This is a genomic window from Curtobacterium sp. MMLR14_002 (genome assembly GCF_001864975.1).
Classification (GTDB): domain Bacteria; phylum Actinomycetota; class Actinomycetes; order Actinomycetales; family Microbacteriaceae; genus Curtobacterium; species Curtobacterium flaccumfaciens.
In genome coordinates this window covers 1-25,997 of the sequence record NZ_MJGT01000055.1, presented here as the reverse complement: position 1 = coordinate 25,997, position 25,997 = coordinate 1, and the positions used below count along the sequence as shown (strand labels likewise).

23 protein-coding genes are annotated in these 25,997 nt (G+C 71.1%); 17 read left to right on the top strand and 6 right to left on the bottom strand.

Annotated elements, in window-relative coordinates:
- Window positions 1-77: 77 nt before the first annotated feature.
- Window positions 78-461 (bottom strand): hypothetical protein, encoded by a 384-nt coding sequence (locus BIU91_RS09085; protein ID WP_071405149.1) that lies wholly within the window; start codon window positions 459-461, stop codon window positions 78-80.
- Window positions 462-566: 105 nt separating this feature from the next.
- On the opposite strand from BIU91_RS09085, the gene BIU91_RS09080 reads away from it, so the two are divergent.
- A complete protein-coding gene (locus tag BIU91_RS09080; RefSeq protein WP_071405148.1) occupies window positions 567-1,625 on the top strand; it encodes an amidase domain-containing protein in 1,059 nt (352 codons plus the stop codon).
- Window positions 1,626-1,730: 105 nt separating this feature from the next.
- Here BIU91_RS09080 and BIU91_RS09075 read toward each other — a convergent pair whose 3' ends face one another.
- From BIU91_RS09075 to BIU91_RS09060, 4 genes are all read right to left on the bottom strand, one after another.
- Window positions 1,731-2,960, bottom strand: a complete 1,230-nt coding sequence (locus tag BIU91_RS09075) for a hypothetical protein (protein ID WP_084740952.1) — start codon at window positions 2,958-2,960, stop codon at window positions 1,731-1,733.
- 150 nt (window positions 2,961-3,110) lie between these two features.
- Window positions 3,111-4,991, bottom strand: a complete 1,881-nt coding sequence (locus BIU91_RS09070) for a glycoside hydrolase family 2 TIM barrel-domain containing protein (RefSeq protein ID WP_084740949.1) — start codon at window positions 4,989-4,991, stop codon at window positions 3,111-3,113.
- A gap of 90 nt (window positions 4,992-5,081) precedes the next feature.
- A complete protein-coding gene (locus tag BIU91_RS09065; RefSeq protein WP_027466555.1) occupies window positions 5,082-5,537 on the bottom strand; it encodes a MaoC/PaaZ C-terminal domain-containing protein in 456 nt (151 codons plus the stop codon).
- 20 nt (window positions 5,538-5,557) lie between these two features.
- Window positions 5,558-7,030, bottom strand: a complete 1,473-nt coding sequence (locus BIU91_RS09060) for a CHAD domain-containing protein (protein WP_071405147.1) — start codon at window positions 7,028-7,030, stop codon at window positions 5,558-5,560.
- A 129-nt stretch (window positions 7,031-7,159) separates the two neighbouring features.
- Between BIU91_RS09060 and BIU91_RS09055 the strand changes: the two genes are divergently transcribed.
- Window positions 7,160-8,512 carry a phosphotransferase gene (locus BIU91_RS09055; RefSeq protein WP_253183714.1) on the top strand — a complete coding sequence of 451 codons (1,353 nt, stop codon included), beginning with the start codon at window positions 7,160-7,162 and terminating at the stop codon, window positions 8,510-8,512.
- Window positions 8,513-8,587: 75 nt separating this feature from the next.
- Here BIU91_RS09055 and BIU91_RS09050 read toward each other — a convergent pair whose 3' ends face one another.
- On the bottom strand, window positions 8,588-8,938 hold the full coding sequence (locus BIU91_RS09050; RefSeq protein WP_027466553.1) for a DUF1844 domain-containing protein: 351 nt from the start codon (window positions 8,936-8,938) through the stop codon (window positions 8,588-8,590).
- Between the two features lie 314 nt (window positions 8,939-9,252).
- On the opposite strand from BIU91_RS09050, the gene infC reads away from it, so the two are divergent.
- The 15 genes from infC (at window position 9,253) to tyrS (ending at window position 25,496) form a co-directional block, all read left to right on the top strand.
- Complete coding sequence (gene infC, locus BIU91_RS09045) at window positions 9,253-9,927, top strand: translation initiation factor IF-3 (protein ID WP_081827403.1); 675 nt, start codon at window positions 9,253-9,255, stop codon at window positions 9,925-9,927.
- A 60-nt stretch (window positions 9,928-9,987) separates the two neighbouring features.
- On the top strand, window positions 9,988-10,182 hold the full coding sequence (rpmI, locus tag BIU91_RS09040; protein ID WP_017887976.1) for a 50S ribosomal protein L35: 195 nt from the start codon (window positions 9,988-9,990) through the stop codon (window positions 10,180-10,182).
- A gap of 27 nt (window positions 10,183-10,209) precedes the next feature.
- On the top strand, window positions 10,210-10,593 hold the full coding sequence (rplT, locus tag BIU91_RS09035) for a 50S ribosomal protein L20 (protein WP_017887975.1): 384 nt from the start codon (window positions 10,210-10,212) through the stop codon (window positions 10,591-10,593).
- 65 nt (window positions 10,594-10,658) lie between these two features.
- Window positions 10,659-11,510: an RNA methyltransferase gene (locus BIU91_RS09030; protein WP_071405146.1), complete on the top strand. Its 852-nt coding sequence runs from the start codon at window positions 10,659-10,661 to the stop codon at window positions 11,508-11,510.
- A 96-nt stretch (window positions 11,511-11,606) separates the two neighbouring features.
- Window positions 11,607-12,647 carry a phenylalanine--tRNA ligase subunit alpha gene (gene pheS / locus BIU91_RS09025; RefSeq protein ID WP_071405145.1) on the top strand — a complete coding sequence of 347 codons (1,041 nt, stop codon included), beginning with the start codon at window positions 11,607-11,609 and terminating at the stop codon, window positions 12,645-12,647.
- On the top strand, window positions 12,647-15,139 hold the full coding sequence (pheT, locus tag BIU91_RS09020; RefSeq protein WP_071405144.1) for a phenylalanine--tRNA ligase subunit beta: 2,493 nt from the start codon (window positions 12,647-12,649) through the stop codon (window positions 15,137-15,139). Before pheS ends, pheT begins: the two co-directional genes overlap by 1 nt.
- Window positions 15,140-15,216: 77 nt before the next feature.
- Window positions 15,217-16,314, top strand: a complete 1,098-nt coding sequence (locus BIU91_RS09015) for an NAGSA dehydrogenase family protein (RefSeq protein ID WP_071405143.1) — start codon at window positions 15,217-15,219, stop codon at window positions 16,312-16,314.
- Window positions 16,311-17,510, top strand: a complete 1,200-nt coding sequence (gene argJ, locus BIU91_RS09010) for a bifunctional glutamate N-acetyltransferase/amino-acid acetyltransferase ArgJ (RefSeq protein ID WP_071405142.1) — start codon at window positions 16,311-16,313, stop codon at window positions 17,508-17,510. The genes BIU91_RS09015 and argJ overlap by 4 nt, the downstream gene beginning before the upstream one ends.
- A complete protein-coding gene (gene argB / locus BIU91_RS09005; RefSeq protein WP_071405141.1) occupies window positions 17,510-18,562 on the top strand; it encodes an acetylglutamate kinase in 1,053 nt (350 codons plus the stop codon). The genes argJ and argB overlap by 1 nt, the downstream gene beginning before the upstream one ends.
- Window positions 18,559-19,782 (top strand): acetylornithine transaminase, encoded by a 1,224-nt coding sequence (locus tag BIU91_RS09000; RefSeq protein ID WP_071405140.1) that lies wholly within the window; start codon window positions 18,559-18,561, stop codon window positions 19,780-19,782. Before argB ends, BIU91_RS09000 begins: the two co-directional genes overlap by 4 nt.
- A complete protein-coding gene (gene argF, locus BIU91_RS08995) occupies window positions 19,779-20,702 on the top strand; it encodes an ornithine carbamoyltransferase (RefSeq protein WP_071405139.1) in 924 nt (307 codons plus the stop codon). Before BIU91_RS09000 ends, argF begins: the two co-directional genes overlap by 4 nt.
- Window positions 20,703-20,720: 18 nt before the next feature.
- The gene (locus BIU91_RS08990; RefSeq protein WP_071405138.1) at window positions 20,721-21,917 is read left to right on the top strand and encodes an argininosuccinate synthase; all 1,197 of its coding nucleotides are present in this window, start codon (window positions 20,721-20,723) and stop codon (window positions 21,915-21,917) included.
- 70 nt (window positions 21,918-21,987) lie between these two features.
- Window positions 21,988-23,424 carry an argininosuccinate lyase gene (gene argH, locus BIU91_RS08985; protein WP_071405137.1) on the top strand — a complete coding sequence of 479 codons (1,437 nt, stop codon included), beginning with the start codon at window positions 21,988-21,990 and terminating at the stop codon, window positions 23,422-23,424.
- Window positions 23,421-24,119 carry a DNA-3-methyladenine glycosylase gene (locus tag BIU91_RS08980; protein WP_071405136.1) on the top strand — a complete coding sequence of 233 codons (699 nt, stop codon included), beginning with the start codon at window positions 23,421-23,423 and terminating at the stop codon, window positions 24,117-24,119. The genes argH and BIU91_RS08980 overlap by 4 nt, the downstream gene beginning before the upstream one ends.
- Before the next feature lie 63 nt (window positions 24,120-24,182).
- Window positions 24,183-25,496, top strand: a complete 1,314-nt coding sequence (gene tyrS / locus BIU91_RS08975) for a tyrosine--tRNA ligase (protein ID WP_071405135.1) — start codon at window positions 24,183-24,185, stop codon at window positions 25,494-25,496.
- Window positions 25,497-25,997 lie beyond the last annotated feature (501 nt).

The following is a 25,997-nucleotide window of genomic DNA, read 5'->3' as shown; positions in this document are numbered from 1 at the left end:
GGAGGCCCGGTGCCAGCTGGCACCGTGCCTCCCGTCCGTCTGTGGGTCGCGTCGGACCCGTCCCCGCCGTCGACGTGTCAGCCGGCGATGCTCTCCGTCAGCACGCCGGACTGCGCGAAGGTGGTGTGGATCGCGTTCGCGGCCTGCTCGAAGGCACGGTTGCCGCGCGAGATGCCGAGCGCTCCACCCTTGATCGCGGACTTGCCCGAGCCGCGCAGCAGTCGGGCGACCGTGCGGCCGTCCGGGGCGATCATGATCTGCACGTCGAGGCGGGTGTGGAACGTGCGGTCGTTCGCCATGCCGCCGATGAGGAGCGTCAGGCCGAGGCTGCCGCGGGTCGCACGGAGTGCCCCCTGCTCGGCGTCGTCGACGGTGTAGCCCTCGCGGGACAGGGCCTCGCGCACCTGGGCACGGGCGGTCTCGGGGTCGGTGGCGACGAAGAAGTCGTGGCTCTCGGGCATGTGTGTTCCTTCCGAACGGGTCCGCTGGGACACGGAGGACGCTCGCCCCCGAAGACGATCATGCCGTGTCGGAACGACGGAGGTGTCGCTTACGCTGGTCGTGTCATGACTGCCTCGATGAACCGCCGCGCACTCCTGTCCTTCGCCGGCGTCGCCGGGATCGGGCTCGCCGTCGCGGCGTGCTCTTCCGGCAGCGACAAGGGCGGCGACTCGGGCAAGGGCTCGGGCGGCGGGCGTGGGAGCTCCGGGGGTGGGGACGCATCGTCCACCCCGACGGCGAAGCCCGTCGCGAAGGCCGTCACTCCGGCGCAGGTCCCGCTCGCCGGGGGCGTCACGATCACCGTGACGGGGACCGGACTCGCCGCCGTCAAGGGCGTCACCGTCGGTGGTGTCGCTGCGCGCGACGTCAAGGCCACCGCGTCGAAGGTGACCTTCACGGCCCCGCACCAGGCGATGTACACCGCCGGTGACGCCGACATCGCGCTCTTCACCGCGGTGATCGAGCCCACCGCGTCGGCGAACCAGTCCTCTGACGGCAACGGCAGCGCCGCGAACGACGGGCAGAGCGGCGCCACCCAGGACACCGCGACGACCACGCCGACCCCGACCGCCGCCGCGACGCCCGCTGCGGGCAGCGCGGTCGCCTCGACCACCCTGGCCTACGCCGCACTGACCGACGTCGACCGGCAGCTCGCCTACGCGATGCGGTACTGGAAGGACTACAACCTCGCCGAGTACGGCACGATGAACCCGATCGGCGGCGACTGCGCGAACTACGTCAGCCAGACGCTCATCGCCCGCGGGTGGGAGCAGCGGTCCGACTGGTACAACCGGTCAGCCGGTGCCGAGCACAGTGCGACGTGGACCTACTGCCCGACGATGGACCCGTGGCTCGAGACCAACGCGGCCGAGTTCGGACTCACCCGGCGTTCGTCGGACGAGCGCGACAAGGTGAAGGTCGGCGACATCGTGTTCTTCGACTGGAACGCCAACGGGTCACCGGACCACACCACCATCGTGTCCGAGGTCTTCACCGAGCCCGACGGCACCATCCGCATCAAGTCGGCGAGCCACAACCAGGACGGCCCCTACCGCGACCTCGACGAGATGATCACGGTGCAGCACCCCGGCGGATCGGCCTGGTTCCACACGTTCGACGTGTAGCGCTGTCGCGGCCCGCAAGACACCGGTGTTCGCGCGTCGCACCGCGGTCTGCGCGTGTTCAACCGGCGAACACCGGTGTCTTGCAGCGCCGACGGACAGCGCCGCTCACGGGTACCCGAGGAACCACAGCAGCACGATCGCGACCGGCTGCAGGCACACCCCGACGACCAGCCACGTCACCGCCCGCCGCCGTGTCCCCACGAAGACGTCCGATCCGAGCAACGGTGCCATCGGCATGAGCAACCGCGGCAACGACTGCTGCGGCAGGAACACCGCCACCAGGTAGAGCCCGTAGGACGCCGTGAACGCGAGCACGTCGGTCCCCAGGGCCCGGGTGCTCCTGCGCGAGAAGAACCACACCGCGCCGGCGAGCACCACGACGACGAGTCCGATGCCGAGCGGCCCGAGCCACGTCGACGCCATCGTGAACCACGGCGTCAGCGGCGCGAAGTGCTGCCGCCCGACGAACCCCACCCACCACGACAGCTCGGTGTCCAGGTAGGCGTTCGGCCGCCCCGTCACGGCCGTCGCGATGACGGGCCACGCCAGTCCCGCAGCCGCGACGACCAGGCCGGTCACCACGATCGCGATCCGGTCACCCCACGGGAACACTTCGGCAGCGCGCCCCGAGCGGTGCGCTCCGACCCACCGCAGGACCAGGTGCACGGCCAGGGCCAGCGCCAGCGCGAGGACCCCGGGCTTCGTGAACGCCGCCACGACACCGAGCGGCGCGATCAGCCAGTACCGACGCCGCACCAGCGCCAGCAGCGCGCCGAACAGCAGCACGAGCAGCAGGCTCTCCGCGTAGGCGACCTGCAGCAGGAACCCCGTCGGAGCGAACGCGAACAGGGCCGTCGCCCAGCGGGCCCGGTGCGAGCACCCGACGGCGAGCACCAGCCGGTACAGCAGCACGCAGGCGCCCGCTCCGGCGATCGACGCCACCACGACCCCGGCGACCCAGAACGAGGCGCCGGTCAGCGTCATCAGGATCCGCACCACCGCGGGGAACACCGGCAGGAACGCCCACGCGTTCGGCAGGACGTGCCCGGAGTCGTCGACCGGCAGCGTCGCGGGGTACCCGTGCTCGGCGATGATCCGGTAGAACGACGCGTCCCACGAGCCCGAGAACGTGAAGAATGAGGGATCCTGCCGGTACGAGGCGAACGGCCAGCCGTTCGCGGTCGCCAGCAGGTACACGGTCGCCAGCAGCACCGTGCTGACCACCCGCGAACCCACCCAGATCAGCAGCGGCGCGGTCCAGGCGCTGCGCCGTCCGGTCAGCAGGCTGCGGAACCCCCGCCTGGAGGCCCGGCTCGCTTCCGCCACGCTCGTCACCCGCCCGATCCTCCCAGATCGCAGGCCGCGCCCCGCATCGCGGGCCGCCACCCGCCCGGCGCGAGGCAACCCGTGTGCATCGTGAGCAGGAATGGTCGAGTCCGTCTGCCGGACCCGACCATTCCTGCTCACGAAGTGCGGGCCTCCCGGCTAGCGTCCCGTGACCGCGCGACGGATCTGCTCGATCGGGACCTTCGGGGAGCGGTCTGCGTTGAGCAGGCCGTTCGTCTCCTGCATGGTGTCGGTGAGCTGCGTGTAGCAGGACCCGGCGAGGAACGAGCTCGCGCGGATCGCGTTGTACAGCGCGGTGATCCGAGCGACCCAGTCGTCGCCGTCAGTGGCCGACGTGTACCCCCAGCCGTCCTCGCGCTGGACGCCGGGCTGGTAGTTCACGCCGCCGAACTCGGTGAGCATCACCGGCTGGCCGAGGTCCTCGGCGCCGCCGACGAGGATGCGGCGGTCCGCCGGGCCGATCCCACCGAGGAGTCGGGTCCGTGCGGTCTCGTCCGCGTAGGTGGCCCCGAGCCGGGGTCCGTCGCCCTCGTAGTCGTGGATCGTGACGATGTCGGAGTTCGTGTGCTCCCACCCGTCGTTCGAGATCACCGGACGCGTCGGGTCCAACGCCCGCGTGACGTCGGCGAGGGCCCGCGCGTAGGCCTGCTGGGCCGGGTCGGTGGCGATGTGCTGCACACCCCAGCTCTCGTTGGCGGGCACCCACGTGACGATCGACGGGTGCGAGGCGTCACGCTCGACGGCGTCCATCCACTCACGCATCAGACGCTGCACGGCGCGGGGGGAGAACGCGTAGGCACCGGGGGCCTCGCCCCACACCATGAGTCCGAGCCGGTCGGCCCAGTACAGGAACCGGGGGTCCTCGACCTTCTGGTGGTTGCGGGCAGCGTTGAAGCCGAGCTCCTTGATGAGTTCGACCTCGCGGCGGAGTGCCTGGCGGGACGGGGCGGCGATGTGCGACTCGGGCCAGTAGCCCTGGTTCAGGACACTGCGGACGTCATGGCGTCGGCCGTTCAGCAGGAACGCGCCCCCGTCGACCCCGACCGTCCGGATCCCGAAGTAGCTGGCGACGGCGTCGAGCCCGCCCGTGCTCGCAGTCGTGTCGTTGCCGGCGCTCGGTAGCAGCGTGACCGTGGCGTCGATCAGCCGGGGCGTGTCGGGGGTCCAGTGCAGCTCGTCCTCGGCCTGCCCGTTCGTCTGCCGCGCGATCGGCACGACCACGTCGAACTCGTCCCCGGTCTCGCCGACGGTGGTCTCGATCGTGGCGAGGTGCTCGTCGCGGTCGTCCCAGCGGGCCTCGACGCGCAGGCGCTCGCCGCCGGTGCGGTGACCGTCGAGTCGGACCGTCAGCCGCATGGTCGCGTGGTCGACGTTCGTCCAGCGCAGGGACGCGATCGAGGCGGTCGGCACGGCCTCGAGCCAGACCGTCTGCCAGATCCCGGTGGTCCGGCGGTACCAGATCGCGTGCGGGTCCTCGTGCCAGTCCTGTTTGCCGCGCGGCTGGGTCAGGTCGTGCGGGTCGTCCTCGGCGCGGACCACCAGGGTGTGCGCGGCGTCGGGGTCCGTGGTCAGCGCCTCGGTGACGTCGAAGGAGAACGGGGTGTGGCCGCCCTCGTGTCCGCCGATGAACTGCCCGTCGATCCAGACGCGGGCGCGGTGGTCGACGGCGCCGAAGTGCAGCACGAGCCGAGGCGCGCCGGTGCCGAACCCGGCGGCGTCGAGCTCCGAGCGGGTGATCGCGCGGGAGTACCAGACCACGGGGTGGAACCCGGGCTCGTCGATGCCCGAGGCCGGGGACTCCGGCGGGAACGGGACGACGATGTCCCGGGCGTCGGTGAAGCCGGTGCGCCAGGCGTCGTCGTCGCCGTCGTTCCGGAACGACCACGTGCCGTCGAGGTCGGCCCAGGCGGTGCGGAGCATCTGCGGCCGGGGGTACGTGCCGTCCTGCCGCGAAGCGAGGGGGAGGCCGGGGGCGGAAGCGGAGTCAGGTGCGGCCACGATGCCGTCGAGCGTGCTCATGCGTCCATGCTCCCGTGCTGGTACATCGTTGTAAAGAGGGAGTCGGGATTGCGCGGAGCAGGTTCCGCGGGGCGCTCGTCGAGCGGTCGCTCAGTCGATCGCGGCGTCGCGGGTGAGCACCATGACGTCCATCCGTCCCTGCTGGACGACCACGCCGTGCTGGTTCCGCAGGGCCACCGCTCGTTCGACGATCCCGGTCGTCCCCGAACTCGTCAGCCGGGTGCCGAGGACCTCGACGGTGCAGGTCACGGTGTCGCCGATGAACACGGGCTCGGTGAACCGCCACTGGTCGATCCCGAGCAGTGCCACCGCGGACCCCTCGAACACCCCCGTGCGCGCGATGAGCCCGAGGCACAGCGAGGTGCCGAGCAACCCGTGCACGATCCGCTGGCCGTACCGGGTCTTCCCCGCGAACTCGACGTCCGTGTGCACCTGGTTGTTGTCGTTCGTCCACGAGGCGAACGACACCACGTCCGCCTCGGTGATGGTGCGCCCCGGCGTCGTGAAGGTCTGTCCGGCAGCGAGGTCCTCGAAGTAGTGCGGCACGGCCCGATTCTCGCACCCGGTCAGAGCCGCGCGAGCAGCTTCCGTGATCGGCGCAGGCCCTGCGTGCTGGCCGCCTGCTCGGTCGTCGCCAGGACGCCGTACCCGAACGTGTCCTCGCCGTGCTGCGCTGCCACGGCTGCCAGCCGTCGGTACGCATCGGCGGCGTGTGCGGCGTCCAGCGTCTCGCCGAGGGTCTCCTGCACCCGTCGCAGTCGACCGAGCCGGCGCTTCCCGACGTCGGGCACGTCACCGGCCGCCTGCAGTGCGTAGCGCAACCGGCGCGCGGCCTTCCGGACCTCGTGCAGGGTGTCGAGGTCATCGCTGGGATTACCCAGCAGCCGACCGACGCGTGCCCGCTCGTGCCGGGTGCGCCGGGCGGCGAACGTGGCCGCGTCGTCGTCCGCGTGCGGGCCGGCCGGTGCCCGCAGCAGTAGGTCGTCGAGGGCGTCGAGTGTCCGGAACCAGGCGTCGGAGCGCAGCGCTCGCCGGAGTTCGGCCGCGGCGACGCTGCGACGTTCCGCGGTCTCCGAAGCGATGCGGTCGAGGGTCTCGGCGTCCACGTACCCGTCGGGGGCGTGTGTGGCCGACCGGGACAGGCCGGCGTGCAGCACCTCGGCGTCGCGAGCGGTCCCGGCGATCCGTCCGGTCTCGGCCAGGGCGGCACGGAGCTCCTCGGTCGCCTGGCGGTCGAGCGCGCCGCGGAACGCCGCGAGCACACTCCGCAGGCGGCGCAGCACCTTCCGCAGGTCGTGCACGGCCTCGGGCTCGTCAGCTCGGACCCGGGGGTCCGCCGCGACGAGGTCGCGCCGCAGGGCATCGAGCACCCGGAGGACGAGCCCGGCGGCGGTGTCCGGCCGGGGGCGCTTCGCTCGGCCGCGTCGGCGTTCCGGCGCCGGCTCCGGGCCTCGGGGGAGCGGTACCGACGAAACGTCCACCGGGTCCGTCGCCGCGTCGTGCAGCGCTCGTTCGGCCGCTCGTGCCGTGGCACCGTCGCGTCCGTCGTCCGTCAGCGCCCACCACCGCGACGATCGCAGCACGGTGGTGTCCGGGTCGCCGTCGTCCACGCGCACGTCGGCGACCTCGGCCCGCACCCGGCCGTCCCTGCCACGGAGGGTCACGAGCGTCGTGGTGGTGTCACGGACCAGGACGGTCCGCAGTGGACGACCACGCAGGAACACCTCGACCGCGTCCCGTGGGGGATCGTCGAACGCGCCGTCGAGCGGTTCCGGGCCGACCCCGTGGGCACTCCGGTCGATCGTCCAGGTGCCGTCCGGCGAGCGTGTGAGCACGACACCCTCGGCGGCGAGCACCCGGTTGTCGGAGTCCCACACCGTCTCGCGCACCGTCACCGCTTCGTGACGGCGGACGTCGGAGGCGAACGGCTCGAGTGCGGGGAGCCTGCGGTCGTCGAGGATCCGCCAGGTCCGGCGGGGGTCGGGGAGCGCACGTGCAGCGTCAGCGGCGGGGGGAGGAGCGGCAGCGGATCGGGGCATGCCGCAAGTGTCGTCCGGCGCACCCGTGTCAGACCGGGGGGCAGCGGGGTTCTGTGGACGGAGCGCTCCCCGGCCCGTCCTGTGGGGGACTCGGCACCTCGCCAGGCCCCGGCGCGTAGGTTCCGCTGCATGAGCGACGGAGCACCCAGCGCCCCCGACACCCGCGCAGACACGAGCGCAGACACGAGCGCAGACACGAGCGCAGACACCAGCGCCCCCGACACCAGCGCCCCCGACACCAGCACGCCGAGCGACCGCGACCTCGAGTCCTGGATCGCCGACCGCCGCTGGTACGCCTCGAAGGGGTCCGTGCCACACCTCCGGACGATCTCGACCGACGACGGGACCCGGCTGGTGCTCGACGAGGCCCCCGCGGTCCCCGTCCTCTACCAGTCACCGATCACCACCGGCCCGGACGGCACGGTCGTCGACGCCACCACCGACCTCGTGTGGGTCTCGGCGCTCGCCGCACGCATCGACGCGGCACCGGACAGCCTCAGCCCGATCGGCCGGGTCACCGCCGCCCGCGTCCTGACGGGTGAGCAGTCCAACACGTCGGTCATCTGCGACACCGAGTCCGGCGACCGCGTCATCATCAAGGTCTTCCGCGTGCTGCACCACGGCGACAACCCCGACGTGACCACGCAGCTCGCCCTCACGGCGGCGGGCAGCACGCGCGTGCCGCGGGTCTACGGAGCCCTCCGCGCCGACTGGCCCGACGTCGGACGCCCGGACGGCACGGCGACGGGTCACCTCGCCTTCGCCCAGGAGTTCCTCCCCGGGCTCGACGACGCCTGGCGCGTCGCCCTGCAGGAAGCGCAGGCCGGCACCCCGTTCGGTGACCGCGCCGAGCAGCTCGGCACCGCGCTCGCCGACGTGCACCGCACCCTCGCCGGAGCGCTGCCGACGGAACCGGCAGACGCACCCCGACGGGACGCCGCCGTCGCGACGATGCACGCCCGACTCGACACCGCCGCCCGCGAGGCCCCGGCCGTCGCCGACCACGTGGACGCCATCCGCGCGGTCTACGCCCGTGCCGCCGACGCGACGTGGCCGGACCTGCAGCGCATCCACGGTGACCTGCACCTCGGACAGGTCCTGTCGGCACCGGACCCCCGCGGGTGGGTCTTCCTGGACTTCGAGGGCGAGCCGCTCCGCCCCCTCGACGAACGCTCGCTGCCGGACGTCACCCTGCGCGACGTCGCGGGCATGCTCCGATCGTTCGACTACGTCGCGGGCGCGCTGGCACACGATGCCGAACCGGTCGACGCAGCCTCGTGGGCAGCCGAGGCGCGAGCCCGCTTCCTCGAGGGCTACCAGCGGGGCACCGGCGCGGACCTCACCGCCCACAGCGCGCTGCTCGACGCGTTCGAGCTCGACAAGGCGGTCTACGAGGTCGTCTACGAGACCCGCAACCGACCCGACTGGGTCGGGATCCCGCTCGCGGCCGTCGCGCGCCTGGTCGGCGACAGCGGGTCCTGAACGCGACCCACGAACGGACGGGAGGCCCGTGGCGACACAGCCACGGGCCTCCCGTCCGTCTCCGGGTAACGTCGTCTAGTTGACGGGACCCGTGTACTTCTCGCCTGGTCCGGCACCGATCGGGTCCGGGATCGCCGATGCCTCGCGGAAGGCGAGCTGCAGCGAACGCAGCCCGTCGCGGAGCGGACGGGCGTGGTGGTCGCCGATCTCGGTCGCAGCGGCGGTGACCAGGCCGGCCAGCGCGGTGATCAGCTTCCGCGCCTCGTCCAGGTCGGTCTGTTCCTGCGGGTCGTCTGCCAGGCCGACCTTGACGGCCGCGGCACTGAGCAGGTGCACCGCAACGGTGTTGATGAGTTCGACCGCCGGCACCTCCGCGATGTCCCTGGCGGCGTCGATGCCGGTGTCGTCGATCGGGGTGTCGCTCACGGTGCTCCTCTGCTAGGCTTGCTCGCGGCAGATGCTGTCCGTGTGCCGTCAGTTCCCTTGACATCAGTTCTCCTGAGATCAAGATCCTCGACAACACCCGGACGGTGTCACGAAAGAGGAGTCTCTCCCACCCGCGGCCGCGTTCCACCAGGCTACCGGGTCACCACCGCTCCGCGAGTGCACGTGTTGCACCCGTCGGTCGGATCCCACGGATCCGATGCAGGGCGGCTGCCGAACGGGTCGACATCCCGTGCGTCAGATCTCCTCTCTCGTGCTGTCGTCCAGGGCAAACGCCCCGGACGGCCACCACCTGATTGAAGGAGCTCCGCATCACCGATCCCCGTACCAACGACCGAATCCGCGTTCCCGAAGTCCGACTCGTCGGTCCGCAGGGTGAGCAGGTCGGCGTTGTCCCGATCGCCATGGCACTGCGTCTCGCGCAGGAAGCCGAACTGGATCTGGTCGAGGTCGCGCCGAACTCGAAGCCGCCCGTGGCCAAGATCATGGACTACGGCAAGTTCAAGTACGAGGCTGCTCAGAAGGCCAAGGAAGCCCGTCGCAACCAGGTGAACACGGACCTGAAAGAGGTCCGTTTCCGCCTGAAGATCGACGTGCACGACTACGAGACGAAGCGCAAGCGCGCCGAGGGGTTCCTCCTCGGCGGCGACAAGGTGAAGGCGATGATCCTCTTCCGTGGCCGCGAGCAGTCGCGTCCGGAGCAGGGTGTCCGTCTCCTCCAGAAGTTCGCGGAAGAGATCGCCGAGTTCGGTGTCGTCGAGTCGCGTCCGACCCAGGACGGTCGCAACATGACGATGATCATCGCCCCGCTCAAGAACAAGTCCGACGTCAAGGGCGAGCAGAACGCCAAGCGTGCTGCACAGAAGGCCGAGCGTCGTGCCACCGAGCACGCCGCGAAGGGCAAGGACGAGGCCGAGGCCGGTTCCACGTCCGAGGCAGCTGCGGAATCCACGGACGCCGCGGCCGAATAGGTCCCCGGACCGAACCCGCAACGACGCGGCCCCCCATCCATCCCACGGAAAGGCACCACCATGCCCAAGCAGAAGACCCACTCCGGGTCGAAGAAGCGCTTCAAGGTCACCGGTACCGGCAAGATCATGAAGCAGCAGGCCGGTATGCGTCACAACCTCGAGGTCAAGAGCTCCAAGCGCAAGGCCCGCCTGAACGAGGACCAGGTCCTCTCCAAGGGTGACGCGAAGAACGTCAAGAAGCTCCTCGGCCACTGAGCCCCCGGATCGTAAAGGAATAGTGCAATGGCACGAGTAAAGAGAGCGGTCAACGCCGCCAAGAAGCGCCGCGTCATCCTCGAACGCGCCGAGGGCTACCGCGGCCAGCGTTCGCGCCTGTACCGCAAGGCCAAGGAGCAGGTCACCCACTCCCTCGTCTACGCGTACCGCGACCGTCACGCGAAGAAGGGCGAGTTCCGTCGCCTGTGGATCCAGCGCATCAACGCTGCGTCCCGTGCGAACGGCCTGACCTACAACCGCCTCATCCAGGGTCTCAACCTGGCCGGCGTCGAGGTCGACCGTCGCATCCTCGCCGACCTCGCGGTGAACAACCCCGAGACCTTCACCGCGCTCGTCGAGACCGCGAAGAAGGCCCTCCCGGCCGACACCTCGGCCCCGAAGGCTGCGTAGTCAGTTCTTCTGCTCGCGAAACCCCCGCCGCACGGCGGGGGTTTCGTCGTTCCTAGACTTGGGTCGTGAGCGATCTCCTCGAGAACCCCCGTGCCGGACGCGTGAAGGCCGTTGCGGCCCTGGCCAAGAAGGACGTCCGGGCCGAGACCGGCCTGTTCCTGCTGGAAGGGCCCCAAGCCGTCCGCGAAGCGCTGGAGTACGCCCCGGAGCTCCTGCGCGAGCTCTACGTGACGCCGACCGCCGCAGCCCGCTACGGGCTGGACGACGCGCCGGTGGACACCTGGTTCGTGACCGAGCAGGTGCTCGACGCGATGGCCGACACGGTCACCCCGCAGGGCGTGGTGGCGGTGTGCCAGCAGTTCCCGACGTCGGTGAAGGACGTCTTCCCGGACCGCGCTGCGGCAGCCGCCGACCGGGAGGCCCGTGATGCGTCCGACGAGCAGGCCGCGTTGCCCGGACTGGTCGCCATCCTCGAAGAGGTGCGGGACCCGGGGAACGCCGGCACGATCATCCGGGCCGCCGACGCGGCCGGTGCCGACGCGGTGGTGCTGACCGGACGCTCGGTCGACCCGTACAACCCGAAGGTCGTCCGGTCGACGACCGGGTCCCTGTTCCACGTCCCGGTGTCCGTCGGCGTGACCCTGGCCGACACGATCGAGCGGGCGAAGGCCCTCGGCTACACGGTGCTCGCGGCGGACGTCTCCGGCGACGACCTGCCGGTGGTCCGCGCTGAGGGGATGCTCGACGGTCCGACCGCGTGGGTCTTCGGCAACGAGGCCCGCGGACTCACCGCCGACGACCTGGCGCTCGTCGACCGGGCCGTCAAGGTGCCGATCTACGGGCAGGCGGAGTCGATGAACCTCGCCACCGCTGCGTCGGTGTGCCTGTACGAGTCGGCCTTCGCGCTCCGGAGCTGACGCTCCTCCCTCCCCAGGCCGGTCGTCGGCGTCGGTCATCCACCGTCCGCTCGGTGCAGGTGGGTGGTATCCCGACGGCCGGTAGGCTTGGGTCTCGTGTCAGAACCTCTCGAGATCAGCGAATCGGCCGTCGCCGACGCGGTGGACGCGGCCCTCGCCGCCGTCCGTGCCACGACGACGGTCGCCGAACTGAAGCAGGCCAGGGCCGAGCACACCGGTGAGCAGTCACCGTTGGCGCGGATGAACGCATCGATGCGCAGTGTGCCGCCGGAGCAGAAGGCCGCGGCGGGCAAGCTCGTCGGGCAGGCCCGTGGGCGGGTGAACGCGGCGATCGCCGAGCAGGAATCCGTCCTCGCGGTGGCCGAGGAACACGCACGGCTCGAAGCCGAGCGCGTCGACGTCACCGCGTTGCCGGTCCACCGCGCCACCGGCTCCCGCCACCCGCTCTCGCTGCTGAACGAAGCCGTCGCCGACATCTTCGTCGGCATGGGGTGGGAAGTGGCAGAAGGCCCCGAGCTCGAGCACGAGTGGTTCAACTTCGACGCCCTGAACTTCGACCAGGACCACCCGGCCCGGGCCATGGCGGACACGATCTTCGTCGAGCCCGTCGACCGGCACCTGGTCATGCGCACCCACACCTCGCCGGTGCAGGTGCGGTCGCTCCTGTCGCGTGACCTCCCGCTGTACGTCATCGCGCCGGGTCGCGTCTACCGTGCCGACGAGCTCGACGCCACGCACCTGCCGGTCTTCACCCAGGTCGAGGGCATCGCGATCGACAAGGGCCTGACGATGGCGCACCTGCGCGGCACGCTCGAGCACTTCGCCCGGCAGATGTTCGGCGCCGAGGCGCAGATCCGGCTCCGCCCGAACTACTTCCCGTTCACCGAGCCCAGCGCCGAGATGGACGTCTGGCAGCCGAACGCCAAGGGTGGCGCGCGGTGGGTCGAGTGGGGTGGCTGCGGCATGGTGAACCCCAACGTCCTGCGTGCCGCCGGCATCGATCCCGACGAGTACCAGGGCTTCGCGTTCGGCATGGGCATCGAGCGGACGCTGCAGTTCCGCAACGGCCTGAACGACATGCGTGACTTCCTCGAGGGCGACATCCGCTTCTCGCAGCAGTTCGGAACGGTGGTCTGATGCGCGTCCCACTCCGTTGGCTCGGTGAGTCCGTCGACCTCCCCGAGGACGTCACCCTCGAGCACGTCCACGCGGCGCTCGTGTCGGTCGGCTTCGAGGAAGAGGACGTCCACACCTTCGACCTGACCGGCCCCATCGTGGTCGGTCGGGTCCTCGAGCGCGTCCCCGAGCCGCAGAAGAACGGCAAGACCATCAACTGGTGCCAGGTGGACGTCGGCGAAGCCGAGCCCCGCGGCATCGTCTGCGGCGCGCACAACTTCGACGTCGGCGACCTGGTCGTCGTCACGCTGCCCGGTGCGGTCCTGCCCGGGCCGTTCCCGATCGCCGCCCGCAAGACCTACGGGCACGTGTCCGACGGCATGATCGCCTCGGCCCGCGAGCTCGGGCTGGGCGACGAGCACGACGGCATCCTGCGCTTCGCCGACCTCGGCATGGACCCCACCGTCGGTGCCGACGCCATCGCGCTCCTCGGCCTCGACGACGCCGCGGTCGAGATCAACGTCACGCCGGACCGCGGCTACGTGCTCAGCATGCGCGGTGTCGCCCGTGAGTACGCGCACGCCACCGGAGCCAGCTTCCACGATCCCGTCGACCGCGTCGCGCCGCGTGCGGCCGAGGGCTTCCGGGTCACGATCGACGACCAGGCCCCGATCCGGGGTCGAGTCGGAGCGTCGACGTTCGTCACGCGCGTCGTGCGCGGGATCGACCCGGCCGCCAAGACACCGTCCTGGATGGTGTCGCGCCTGTCGCTGGCCGGGGTGCGCTCGATCTCCCTCCCCGTCGACATCACGAACTACGTCATGTTCGAGCTCGGCCAGCCGCTCCACGGCTACGACCTGCAGACCGTCGCGGGCGGCCTCGGCGTGCGCCGGGCGACCGCTGGCGAGACGCTCGAGACCCTCGACGGCACGGTCCGGAAGCTCGACCCCGAAGACCTCGTCATCACCGACGACGACGGTCCCGTCGGCCTCGCCGGCGTCATGGGCGGAGCCCGCACCGAGATCTCGGCGAGCACCACCGACGTCCTGATCGAGGCCGCCGGGTTCGACCAGGTCTCCATCGCCCGCACCGCTCGTCGCCACAAGCTCCCCAGTGAGGCATCCCGTCGCTTCGAGCGCGGGGTCGACCCGCAGGTGGCCGAGGCCGCGGCGAACCGTGCCGTCGAGTTCCTCGTCGAGCTCGCCGGCGGCACCGCTGACGCCCTCGGGTCGACGCTCGTCGACACCGAGCCGCGGGCGACCGTGACGATGCGGCTCTCGCGTCCGTCCGAACTCGTCGGCGTCGACTACACCGACGCCGAGGTCATCGACACGCTCCGTGCGATCGGCGCCACGGTCGAGGCCGACGGTGAGCAGCTCGCGGTCACTCCGCCCACCTGGCGTCCCGACCTGACCGACGACACCACCCTCGTCGAAGAGGTCGCGCGCATCGTCGGCTACGACCGGATCCCGAGCGTGCTGCCGGTCGCTCCGCCCGGCCGGGGCCTGACCCGGCACCAGCAGGCTCGTCGTCGGGTCGCCTCGGCGCTGGCCGCGGCGGGCCTGACCGAGGTCGTCACGGCACCGTTCGTGTCGGCGGCCACGCAGGACGCCTACCCGGGGATCGACCCGCAGGGCGGACCGAGCGTCGTGCTCGCGAACGCCCTGGACAGCGAGCAGAACCTCCTGCGCCGGAGCGGCGTCCCGGCCCTGGTCGACGCTGCCCGTCGCAACGTGTCGCGCGGGCTCGTCGACGTCGCGCTCTACGAGACGTCCCGGGTGTTCCTGCCGGTGACGGGCGTGACGCTCGGCACCGACGAGGTCCCGGCGGGCGCCGCCCGGCCCGACCGTGCAACGCTCGAGGCGCTGGACGCCTCGCTGCCCGCCCAGCCCTTCCACGTCGCCGCGCTGCTCACCGGCCACCGGGTCGTCAAGCAGCCCGGCACCACGGCGGAACCGTTCGGCATCGCCGACGCGATCGACGCTGCCCGCCAGGTCGCCTGGGCCGTCGGTGTGGAACTCACCGTCGCGCAGACGACCCACCCGTCCCTCCACCCGGGCCGGGCCGCGTCGCTGCTCGTCGACGGCACGGTCGTGGGCGTCGCCGGTGAGCTCCTGCCCGAACTGGCCGAGGCCGCCGTCCTGCCCCGGGTGGTGGCGGTCGTCGAGCTCGACCTCGACGCGCTGGTCGCCGCGGCCCCGGAACTCGTCGCGGTCGCGCCGATCGTCTCCTACCCGGCGGCCACGCAGGACCTCTCGCTCGTCGTCGATGCCAGCGTGCCGGCCGGTGACGTGCTGGATGCGGTGCGCTCTGGCGCCGGAGACCTGTTGGAGTATGCTCGGCTCGTGGATGACTACCGGGGCTCCGGCGTGGACGAGGGACAGAAGTCCCTGACGTTCGCCCTGCGCTTCCGTGCCACGGACCGCACGCTGACCGCTGCCGAGGCCACCGAGGCCCGTGACGGCGCTGTCCGACGTGCCGGCGAGCGATTCGGGGCGACCCTGCGCGACTGACCCACACGGGATCAGCACCGCCCGGGGTCGCCGCCTCCGACTCTCTCGACGACCAGTCCGACCAAAGGTGGAATCCCATGTCCGTATCCGTCGCCGTGGCGGGAGCCTCCGGCTACGCGGGTGGTGAGCTCCTGCGCGTGCTCTCCGCCCACCCCGAGTTCGAGGTCAGGACGGTGACGGCGTTCTCGAACGCCGGACAGCCCCTGATCGCGACCCAGCCGCACCTCCGTTCACTGTCGCACCTGACGCTGGCGGAGACGACGGCCGAGACGCTGCGCGGGCACGACGTGGTCTTCCTGGCGCTGCCGCACGGCCAGTCGGGTGCGATCACCGCGGAACTCGGCGACGACACGCTCGTCATCGACTGCGGCGCGGACCACCGGCTGACGGACCCGGCGGCGTGGGAGCGGTTCTACGGCGGTGACTACTTCGGCGCGTGGACCTACGGGCTGCCCGAGCTCCTGCTCGCGGCGCCCACCCCGGGTTCGGCCGATGAATGGCGCGAGGTCGACGACATCGCGTCGCAGGGCAAGCAGCGTTCTGCCCTGGTCGGCACGAAGCGCATCGCGGTCCCCGGCTGCAACGTCACCGCGGTGACGCTCGGCATCCAGCCGGGCATCCAGGCCGGCCTCGTCGAGTCCGACGACCTCGTCGCGGTGCTCAGCGTCGGCCCGAGTGGCGCCGGCAAGAAGCTGGCCACCACCTACCTGGCCTCCGAGATCATGGGGTCCGCCAGCGCCTACGCCGTCGGTGGCTCGCACCGGCACGTCCCCGAGATCCAGCAGAACCTGCAGCTCGCGGGGGCCGCCGACGTGACGATCTCGTTCACGCCGGTCCTGGTCCCGATGTCGCGGGGGATCCTGGCGACCACCACCGCGAAGCTCTCGCCCGGCGTCAGCGCACGCGACGTCCGACTCGCCTGGGAGCAGGCGTACGCCGACGAGCCCTTCGTCCACCTGCTGCCCGAGGGCGAGTTCCCCCGGGTCGCGGACACGATCGGTGCGAACACCGCGCTCGTCGGCATCGCCGTCGACGAGGCCGCCGGCCGCGTCGTCGCGGTGACCGCGCTCGACAACCTCGCCAAGGGCACGGCCGGCGCCGCCGTCCAGTCGGCGAACATCGCCCTCGGTCTCCCCGAGACCACGGGCCTCAGCGTGGACGGAGTCGCACCGTGACCGACGCAGGCACGACCACCCAGACCGAGCCGGGCCTCCAGGGCGTCACCGCGGCAGCGGGCTTCCGCGCCGCCGGTGTCACCGCAGGCCTCAAGACGAGCGGCAAGCCGGACGTGGCCCTCGTCGTCAACGACGGCCCCGACGCGGCCGTGGCCGCCGTCTTCACCAGCAACCGAGCCCAGGCGCACCCCGTGATCTGGTCCCGCCAGGTCGTCGGGGACGGCGTCGCCCGTGCCGTCGTCCTGAACTCCGGCGGCGCGAACTGCTTCACCGGCCCGTTCGGCTTCCAGACCACGCACCTGACGGCCGAGGCCGTGGGCGACGCCCTCGGGATCGGAGCCGGCGACGTCGTCGTCTGCTCCACCGGGCTCATCGGTGTCGGCGACCAGACCTTCCGCGACAACGTGCTCCGTGGCGTCGACCTGGCGAGCACTGCACTCAGCAGCGACGGCGGCCCGGACGCGGCGACCGCGATCATGACGACGGACACGAAGGCCAAGCAGTCCGTCGTGACCGAGGACGGCTGGACCGTCGGCGGCATGGCCAAGGGCGCCGGGATGCTCGCCCCGGGCCTCGCGACGATGCTCGTCGTCATCACGACCGACGCCGTGCAGACGCCGGACCAGCTCGACCAGGCGCTCCGTGCCGCCACCCGCATCACATTCGACCGGGTCGACTCCGACGGCTGCATGTCCACGAACGACACCGTCGTGCTGCTGTCGTCGGGTGCGAGCGGCGTGACGCCCGAGGTCGGTGACTTCCAGGAAGCCCTGACCGCGGTCTGCGCCGATCTGGCCCGTCAGCTGCAGCAGGACGCCGAGGGTGCAAGCCACGACATCGCGATCGAGGTCGTGCACGCCGCGACGGAGGACGACGCCGTGACCGTCGGTCGGAGCGTCGCCCGGAACAACCTGTTCAAGGCGGCCGTCTTCGGCAACGACCCGAACTGGGGCCGGGTGCTCGCAGCGATCGGCACCACCGACGCCGAGTTCGACCCGTACGCGGTGGACGTCAGCATGAACGGCGTCCGGGTCTGCCACGCGGGCGCACCCGACGAGCCGAGCGACTCCGTCGACCTGACCCCTCGTGACACCCACGTGCGCATCGACCTCGGTGTCGGCACGCACTCGGCCACGATCCTGACCAACGACCTCACGCACGACTACGTGCACGAGAACAGCGCGTACTCCAGCTGATGGCGGCGGACACGAACGGGGCCGGCACGCCCCTCACGAAGGAAGAAGAACACGAGTTCGCCGCGGTCAAGGCCGCGACGCTCATCGAGTCGCTGCCCTGGCTGAAGCGCTTCTCGGGCAAGGTCGTCGTGGTCAAGTTCGGCGGCAACGCCATGGTGAACGAGGACCTGAAGCGCGCCTTCGCCGAGGACATGGTCTACCTGCGCTACGCCGGTCTGCACCCCGTCGTCGTGCACGGCGGCGGCCCGCAGATCTCCGCGGCCCTCAAGGAACAGGGCATCGAGTCCGAGTTCCGCGGCGGCTACCGCGTCACGACGACCGAGGCGATCACCGTCGTCCGCGACGTCCTGGCCGGCGAGGTCAACCGCGAGATCGTCGACTTGGTGAACGAACACGGCGAGGGCCTGGCCGTCGGCGTGTTCGGCGACGGCGGCTCGCTGTTCACCGGCGAGAAGAAGGGCGTCGTCGTCGACGGGCAGGAGTACGACCTCGGCCACGTCGGGGACATCACCCACGTCGACCCGTCCGGTGTGCTCGCCGCGATCGAGGCAGGCCGGATCCCGGTCGTCTCGAGCATCGCGATCGACGACGCGCACCCCGACCAGGCACTCAACGTGAACGCGGACGCTGCGGCGGGTGCCCTGGCGATCGCGCTGCGGGCCTCGAAGCTCATGATGCTCACCGACGTCCCCGGCCTGTACCGCAACTGGCCCGACCGTGACTCGATCGTCGACCTCATCGCCGTCGACGAGCTCCGCGAACTCCTGCCGAGCCTCGAGTCGGGGATGATCCCGAAGATGACCGCGTGCCTCGACGCCGTGGTCGGCGGGGTCGGCGGTGCGACGATCATCGACGGCCGGATCCCGCACTCGATCCTGCTCGAGGTCTTCACCCTGCGGGGTGCGGGCACCGAGGTGATCCCGGACCCGAGCCGACGAACCGAGAACCAGATGACCCACGCCGAGATCGGCCGTCGCGTGGCGTCGCCGTCGATCGACAGCAGTACCGGCCAGCACGTGGCGGGTACGGACGAGAAGGGACACCAGCAGTGAGCACCGAGACGCAGACCGAGACCTGGAACGACCGGTTCGGGGCGTCGCTCATGCGATCCCTGACCCCGCCCAAGATCATGCTCGAGCGTGGCCAGGGCTGCCGCGTCTGGGACGTCGACGGCAACGAGTACCTCGACTTCCTCGCCGGCATCGCGGTGAACTCGCTCGGCCACGCGCACCCCGCCCTGGTGCAGGCGATCGCCGACCAGGCCGCGAAGCTCGTGCACGTGTCGAACTACTTCGCCACCCCGCCGCAGCTCGAACTCGCCGAGCGCCTCAAGCGCATCACCGGTGCGGGTGACGCGGGCCGCGTGTACTTCGGCAACTCCGGCGCCGAGGCGAACGAGGCCGCGTTCAAGCTGGCCCGCCTCAACAAGGGTGCGGACGGCACGAAGACCCGGATCCTCGCGCTCAAGCAGGGCTTCCACGGGCGCACGATGGGTGCCCTCGCGCTCACCGGCAAGCCCGCGCTGCAGCAGGACTTCCTGCCGATGATCCCGGGCGTCGAGCACATCGACACCTCGATCGAGGCGCTCGAAGCGTCCATCGACGACTCCGTCGCCGCCCTGATCCTCGAACCCATCAAGGGCGAGGCCGGCGTGGTCGACCTGCCCGAGGGCTTCCTGCTGGCGGCACGCCGACTGACCGCGGAGCACGGCGCACTGCTGATCCTCGACGAGATCCAGACGGGTGTCGGCCGGACCGGCAACTGGTTCGCGTTCCAGGGCCACGGGGTGACGCCGGACGCCATCACCGTCGCGAAGGGCATCGCCGGTGGCTTCCCCATCGGCGCCCTCGTCACGTTCGGCTGGGCGTCCGACCTGTTCTCGGCCGGCCAGCACGGGTCGACCTTCGGCGGCAACCCGCTCGGCACCCGCGTCGCCAACGCGGTGCTCGAGGAGATCGAGCGTGCGGAACTCGTCGCCGGCGCGGTGGTCAAGGGCGAGCGGATCCGTGACGGCATCCGCGCCATCGGTTCCCCGCTGGTGGAAGAGGTCCGTGGCACCGGCCTGCTCATCGGCGTCGGTCTGACCGGTCCGATCGGTCCGGCCGTCAACGCAGCCGCCCTCGAGCGTGGCCTCATCATCAACGCCCCCAACGAGTCGAGCCTGCGCATCGCGCCGCCGCTCATCGTGTCCGACGCCGAGATCGACGAGTTCCTGTCGATCCTCGCCCAGAGCCTCGCGGCCGTCGCCGCAGCGCAGGAGCCCACCGCATGACCCGCCACTTCCTCCGTGACGACGACCTGAGCCAGGCCGAGCAGTCCGCGATACTCGACATCGCCGACCGCATGAAGGCCGACCGCTGGGCGGAGAAGCCGCTGGCCGGTCCGCAGAGCGTCGCGGTGATCTTCGACAAGTCGTCGACCCGCACCCGGGTGTCCTTCCACGTCGGCATCTCCGACCTCGGCGGCAGCCCGCTGATCATCTCGACGGCGAACAGCCAGCTCGGCGGCAAGGAGACCCCGTCGGACACGGCCCGCGTGCTCGAGCGCATGGTGTCGGCGATCGTGTGGCGCACCTACGGTCAGGCCGGGCTCGAGGAGATGGCCGCCGGCACGACGGTCCCCGTCGTCAACGCGCTGTCCGACGACTTCCACCCCTGCCAGCTCCTCGCCGACCTGCTCACCATCCGTGAGCACCGCGGCGCCCTCGCCGGGCAGACCGTGGCGTTCATCGGTGACGGTGCGAGCAACATGGCGCAGTCGTACCTGCTCGCCGGGGCGACAGCGGGCATGCACGTCCGCGTCGCCGCCCCCGCCGAGTTCTCCCCGTCGGCGCAGGTCGTCACCGACGCCGAGGAACGCGCCGCCGTGACGGGCGGCTCCGTCCTCGTGGTGACCGACCCGGTGGCCGCGGTCGCGGGTGCCGACGTGGTCGTGACCGACACCTGGGTGTCGATGGGCAAGGAGTCCGAGAAGCAGTCGCGCCTCGACACCTTCGCGGGGTACCGCGTCGACGACGCGCTCATGGCGCACGCCGCCGACGACGCCGTCTTCATGCACTGCCTGCCGGCCGACCGTGGGTTCGAGGTGACCGCCGACGTCATCGACGGCCCCCGCAGCATCATCTGGGACGAGGCGGAGAACCGTCTGCACGCCCAGAAGGCGCTGCTGGCCTGGCTGCTCGCCAACGACTAGCCGACGGACCGATCACCAGTGGCTGACCGCGTCGTCCTCGCGTACTCCGGCGGTCTCGACACCTCCGTCGGGATCGGCTGGCTGCGCGACGCCACCGGCAAGGACGTCGTCGCGCTCGTGGTCGACGTCGGCCAGGGCGGCGAGGACCTCGAGGCGGTCCGGCAGCGTGCGCTCGACTGCGGCGCCGTCGAGTCGCTCGTCGTCGACGCCAAGGACGAGTTCGCCGACGAGTACATCGTGCCGGCGCTCCGGGCCAACGCGCTCTACCAGAAGCGGTACCCGCTCGTCTCGGCACTGAGCCGCCCGCTCATCGCGAAGCACCTCGCACTGACCGCGAAGCAACTCGGTGCCGACAGCGTCGCGCACGGCTCCACCGGCAAGGGCAACGACCAGGTCCGCTTCGAGGCAGCCGTCGCGGCGATCGCACCGGACCTGCGGACAGTCGCCCCGGTGCGGGACCTCGCCCTCACCCGCGACCGCGCCATCGCCTACGCGGAGGAGCACCGGCTGCCGATCCAGCATTCGGAGCGGGAGCCGTGGTCGGTCGACCAGAACGTGTGGGGCCGAGCGGTCGAGACCGGGTTCCTCGAGGACCCGTGGACCGCTCCCGCAGACGACCTCTACGCGACCACGCAGGACCCGGCGCTCCCGCAGCAGGCCGACGAGGTCACGATCACCTTCGACCGCGGTGTCCCGGTCGCCCTCGACGGGCAGCGGTTCAGCGTGCTGCGCATGGTGCAGGAGCTCAACGCGGTCGCCGGCAAGCACGGCGTCGGGCGGATCGACGTCGTCGAGGACCGGGTGGTCGGCATCAAGTCGCGCGAGGTCTACGAGGCGCCGGCCGCGATCGCGCTCATCGCCGCGCACGAGGAGCTCGAGAGCCTCACCCTCGAGCGCGACGTCGCCCGGTTCAAACGCGGCGTCGAGTCCGAGTGGGCCGACCTGGTCTACGACGGCCTGTGGTTCGGCGGACTCAAGCGCAGCCTCGACGCGTTCGTCGAGCACACCCAGCAGCACGTCTCCGGCGACGTCCGGTTGCGGCTGCAGGGCGGGCGTGCCACCGTGACGGGTCGTCGGTCCGAGCAGAGCCTCTACGACTTCGACCTGGCGACGTCGGACACCGGCGATGCGTTCGACCAGTCCGTGTCCAGGGGGTTCATCGAGCTCTGGTCACTGCCCAGCAAGATCTCCGCCCGCCGCGACGCGGCGAACTGACCGACAGCAGCCCCGCACCGACCAACAGCCCCCGGCCCGACCCAGCACTGACGAAACGACGCAGGACGACATGACCGACGAGAAGACCGACGCCACCAACACCGGTGCCCTCTGGGGCGGCCGCTTCGCCGACGGCCCGAGTGCGGCCCTCGCCGCGCTCTCGAAGTCGACGCACTTCGACTGGCAGCTCGCGCCGTACGACATCGCGGGGTCCCGAGCCCATGCCCGAGCGCTGCACACCGCGGGCTACCTGACCGCCGACGAGCTCGAACGCATGCTCGCCGGCCTCGACCGGCTCGAAGCGGCGCACGCCGACGGCACACTGCAGCCCGACGACTCCGACGAGGACGTCCACGGCGCCCTGGAACGCCTGCTCATCGCCGACCTCGGTCCCGAACTCGGCGGCAAGCTCCGCGCGGGTCGCAGCCGCAACGACCAGATCGCCACCCTCGGACGCATGCACATGCTCGACCACGGGCGGCGCATCGGCCGACTCGTGATCGACCTCGTCGACGCGATCACCCAGCAGGCGACCGAGCACCCGGCCGCGATCATGCCGGGGCGCACGCACCTGCAGCACGCGCAGCCCGTGCTCCTGGCCCACCACCTGCTCGCGCACGCCTGGCCGCTCGTCCGCGACCTCGAGCGCCTCCGCGACTGGGCCGGCCGCGCGAGCGTCAGCCCGTACGGTGCCGGTGCGCTGGCAGGGAGTTCGCTCGGCCTCGACCCCGCCGCGATCGCCGCGGAGCTCGGCTTCGACCGTCCGGCGGACAACTCGATCGACGCCACGGCAGCCCGTGACGTCGTCGCCGAGTTCGCGTTCGTCCTCGCGCAGATCGGCATCGACGTCTCGCGCCTGTCGGAAGAGGTCATCCTCTGGAACACGAAGGAGTTCGGTTTCGTCCGGCTCCACGACGCCTTCTCGACCGGCTCGAGCATCATGCCGCAGAAGAAGAACCCGGACATCGCCGAGCTCGCCCGGGGCAAGTCGGGGCGCCTGATCGGCAACCTGACCGGGCTCCTCGCGACCCTCAAGGGACTGCCGCTGGCCTACAACCGCGACCTGCAGGAGGACAAGGAGCCGGTCTTCGACTCCGTCGCCACGCTCGAGGTCCTGCTGCCCGCGTTCACCGGCATGATCGCGACCCTGACCTTCGACACCGACCGGATGGCCGAGCTCGCGCCGCAGGGCTTCTCGCTCGCGACGGACGTCGCCGAGTGGCTGGTCCGCCAGGGGGTCCCGTTCCGGGATGCGCACGAGGTCTCCGGCGCACTCGTCCGGTACTGCGAGGAGCGCGGCATCGAGCTCGACGAACCGACCGACGACGAGTACCGGTCGGTGTCCGAGCACCTCACGCCCGACGTCCGTGCCGTCCTGACGATCGAGGGCAGCGTCGCATCGCGCTCCGGCGTCGGGGGCACCGCGCCCGACCGGGTCGCCGAGCAGCTCGCGTCCGTCACCCGCCGCGTCCGCGACCTGGCCGAGGGCGCACCCTTCTCGCGATGACCGAGGGGATCGCCGCGCTGCTCGCCGAGCCTGCCCCGATCGCCGCACCGGCCCTGCTCGGTGCGACGATCGCTGGGCGCGGCGTGGCGCTCCGCATCACCGAGGTCGAGGCCTACTCCGGCCCCACCGATCCCGGATCACACGGTCACCGGGGGATGACGGAGCGCAACCGCCACCTGTTCGGGCCGCCCGGCACGCTCTACGCCTACCGCTCGTACGGCATCCACACCTGCGTCAACGTCGTGAGCGGGCCGGCCGGCACCTCGTCGGGCTCCCTGCTGCGCGGTGCGCAGGTCGTCGAGGGACTCGACGTCGCGCGGGCGCGTCGCGGGTCGAAGGTCGCGGACGTCGCCCTGGCACGCGGGCCCGGCAACCTCGGTGGTGCGCTCGGAGCGGTCCTCGGGCAGGATGACGGCACGTCGCTCCTCGACGGGTCCGGCCCGTTCGTGCTCACCCTGGCACCCGGCCTGGAGGCCCGGCTCGCCTCCGCCGGACCGGCCCACGTGATCGACGAGCTCCTGTCCGAGACCCTGGCCGGTCCGCCCGCGGGCGCTGCGGTCCCGCGGATCTCCCGCGGGCCGCGCACCGGCGTCGGCGGCATCGCCGGCGGGGCGCGGTACCCCTGGCGCTTCTGGCTGACGGGTGACCCCACGGTCTCGACGTACCGGCGGCACAAGGGCGCCCTCGACTCGTGAACCCGGCCACGGGCCTCCCGGCCGCCGCGCCTGCCGGACGTCCGTCGCCGCTACGATGGCGGGGTGTCCAGTGATACCGCTCAAGACGTCCTGACGCGCCAGCAGAACGACCCCGCCTTCGACTCGGTGTGGGACGAACTGCAGTGGCGCGGTCTGGTGCAGGTCTCGACCGACGAGACCGCGCTGCAAGAGGCCCTCGACGGTGAGCCGATCACGTACTACTGCGGGTTCGACCCGACCGCGCCGTCACTGCACTGCGGCAACCTCCTGCAGCTCCTGACCATGCGGCGGCTGCAGCTCGCGGGGCACAAGCCGCTCGCGTTGGTGGGTGGTTCGACCGGTCTCATCGGCGATCCGCGTCCCACGGCCGAGCGCACGCTGAACACGCCGGAGACCGTAGCGGAGTGGGTGTCCCGGCTGCAGACCCAGGTGTCCCGGTTCCTCAGTCCGGACGGCGACAACGGCGTCCGGCTGGTCAACAACCTCGACTGGACCGCCCCGTTGTCCGCGATCGACTTCCTGCGCGACGTCGGCAAGTACTTCCGCGTCAACTCGATGCTCAAGAAGGACGCGGTGGCCGCGCGCCTGAACTCCGATGCGGGGATCAGCTACACCGAGTTCAGCTACCAGATCCTCCAGGGGCTCGACTACCGCGAACTCTGGCGGCAGTACGGGTGCACGCTGCAGACCGGTGGCTCGGATCAGTGGGGCAACCTGACCTCGGGCACGGAGCTCGTCCGTCGTGCCGAAGGTGCCACGGTGCACGCCCTCGGGACCCCGCTCATCACGAACTCCGATGGCACGAAGTTCGGCAAGAGCGAGGGCAACGCGATCTGGCTCGACGCCGAGATGACCTCGCCCTACGCCATGTACCAGTTCTGGCTCAACACGACGGACGCCGACGTGATCGCCCGGCTGCGGCAGTTCACGTTCCTGACGCGTGCCGAGATCGAACGACTCGAGCAGGCCGTCGCCGACGAGCCCTTCCGACGAGAGGCCCAGCGGACCCTGGCCTTCGAGGTCACCTCGATCGTGCACGGAGTGGCGGCGACCCAGGCGGCGATCGATGCCGCGGCCGCGCTGTTCGGCAACGGTGACCTCGGTGCACTCGACCCGGAGACCCTGCGGTCGGCGATCGCCGCGCTGCCGGGGTCGGTCACGCTCGACTCCGGAGCGGACGTTGCACGGGCACTCGTGGAGACCGGACTCGTGAAGTCCCTCGGCGAGGCCCGCCGCGCGATCGACCAGGGCGGCGTCTCCGTGAACAACGTCCGAGCCGAGGACGCCGCCGCACCGCTGTCCGACCTCGCCCTGCCCGGGGGAGTGCTCGTCCTCCGTCGTGGCAAGAAGACCCTCGCCGGAGTGACGCTCGCCTGATCCCGGTTGCTCGACCCCCTGCGATGCCCGGTTCCCCTGTGGAACCGGGCATCGCTGCGTCCGGGCGACGTGTGTTGCACAACGCGACACGCCCGGGATGGGAGCTGGCTTGGCGCACTCGCTCAGGGCTGCGTATAGTTCTTACTCGTCACCCCAAAGGTGCGGCGGAGCGGCTGGAGCGAAAGCCCAGAGCACGTCGGCCCTCAAGCGGGACCATCCTCCACTGAAGTTCAGATCGGGCCTTGCGCCGGATCGCTTCGACGCCTAGGATGACAAGCCCACCGGTTCTCTCCCCTCGGGATGAGCCACTGGACCTCCGGGTCCGACGAACAACCGGTGGCAAGCCAAGAACACAAGCCTTGTGGCTGAAGCTCGAACTCGAGCCGAGGAGCAAGTGCGTCTGGTCCTTGAGAACTCAACAGCGTGCACATTGTCAATGCCAATTTATTGATTGACCTCGTGCCTGGTCGGCTTGCTGACCGGGTCATGAAGCAATTCCTT

Excerpts from the sequence above, each read along its gene's own strand:
- BIU91_RS09060 (WP_071405147.1), bottom strand. The coding sequence starts at position 7,030 with ATGCCCCGATCCGCTGCCGCTCCTCCCCCCGCCGCTGACGCTGCACGT.
- argB (WP_071405141.1), top strand. The coding sequence starts at position 17,510 with ATGGCGGCGGACACGAACGGGGCCGGCACGCCCCTCACGAAGGAAGAA.
- rpmI (WP_017887976.1), top strand. The coding sequence starts at position 9,988 with ATGCCCAAGCAGAAGACCCACTCCGGGTCGAAGAAGCGCTTCAAGGTC.
- BIU91_RS09015 (WP_071405143.1), top strand. The coding sequence starts at position 15,217 with ATGTCCGTATCCGTCGCCGTGGCGGGAGCCTCCGGCTACGCGGGTGGT.
- BIU91_RS09080 (WP_071405148.1), top strand. The coding sequence starts at position 567 with ATGACTGCCTCGATGAACCGCCGCGCACTCCTGTCCTTCGCCGGCGTC.
- rplT (WP_017887975.1), top strand. The coding sequence starts at position 10,210 with ATGGCACGAGTAAAGAGAGCGGTCAACGCCGCCAAGAAGCGCCGCGTC.
- BIU91_RS09055 (WP_253183714.1), top strand. The coding sequence starts at position 7,160 with ATGAGCGACGGAGCACCCAGCGCCCCCGACACCCGCGCAGACACGAGC.
- BIU91_RS08980 (WP_071405136.1), top strand. The coding sequence starts at position 23,421 with ATGACCGAGGGGATCGCCGCGCTGCTCGCCGAGCCTGCCCCGATCGCC.
- pheT (WP_071405144.1), top strand. The coding sequence starts at position 12,647 with ATGCGCGTCCCACTCCGTTGGCTCGGTGAGTCCGTCGACCTCCCCGAG.
- argH (WP_071405137.1), top strand. The coding sequence starts at position 21,988 with ATGACCGACGAGAAGACCGACGCCACCAACACCGGTGCCCTCTGGGGC.
- argF (WP_071405139.1), top strand. The coding sequence starts at position 19,779 with ATGACCCGCCACTTCCTCCGTGACGACGACCTGAGCCAGGCCGAGCAG.
- BIU91_RS09085 (WP_071405149.1), bottom strand. The coding sequence starts at position 461 with ATGCCCGAGAGCCACGACTTCTTCGTCGCCACCGACCCCGAGACCGCC.
- BIU91_RS09070 (WP_084740949.1), bottom strand. The coding sequence starts at position 4,991 with ATGAGCACGCTCGACGGCATCGTGGCCGCACCTGACTCCGCTTCCGCC.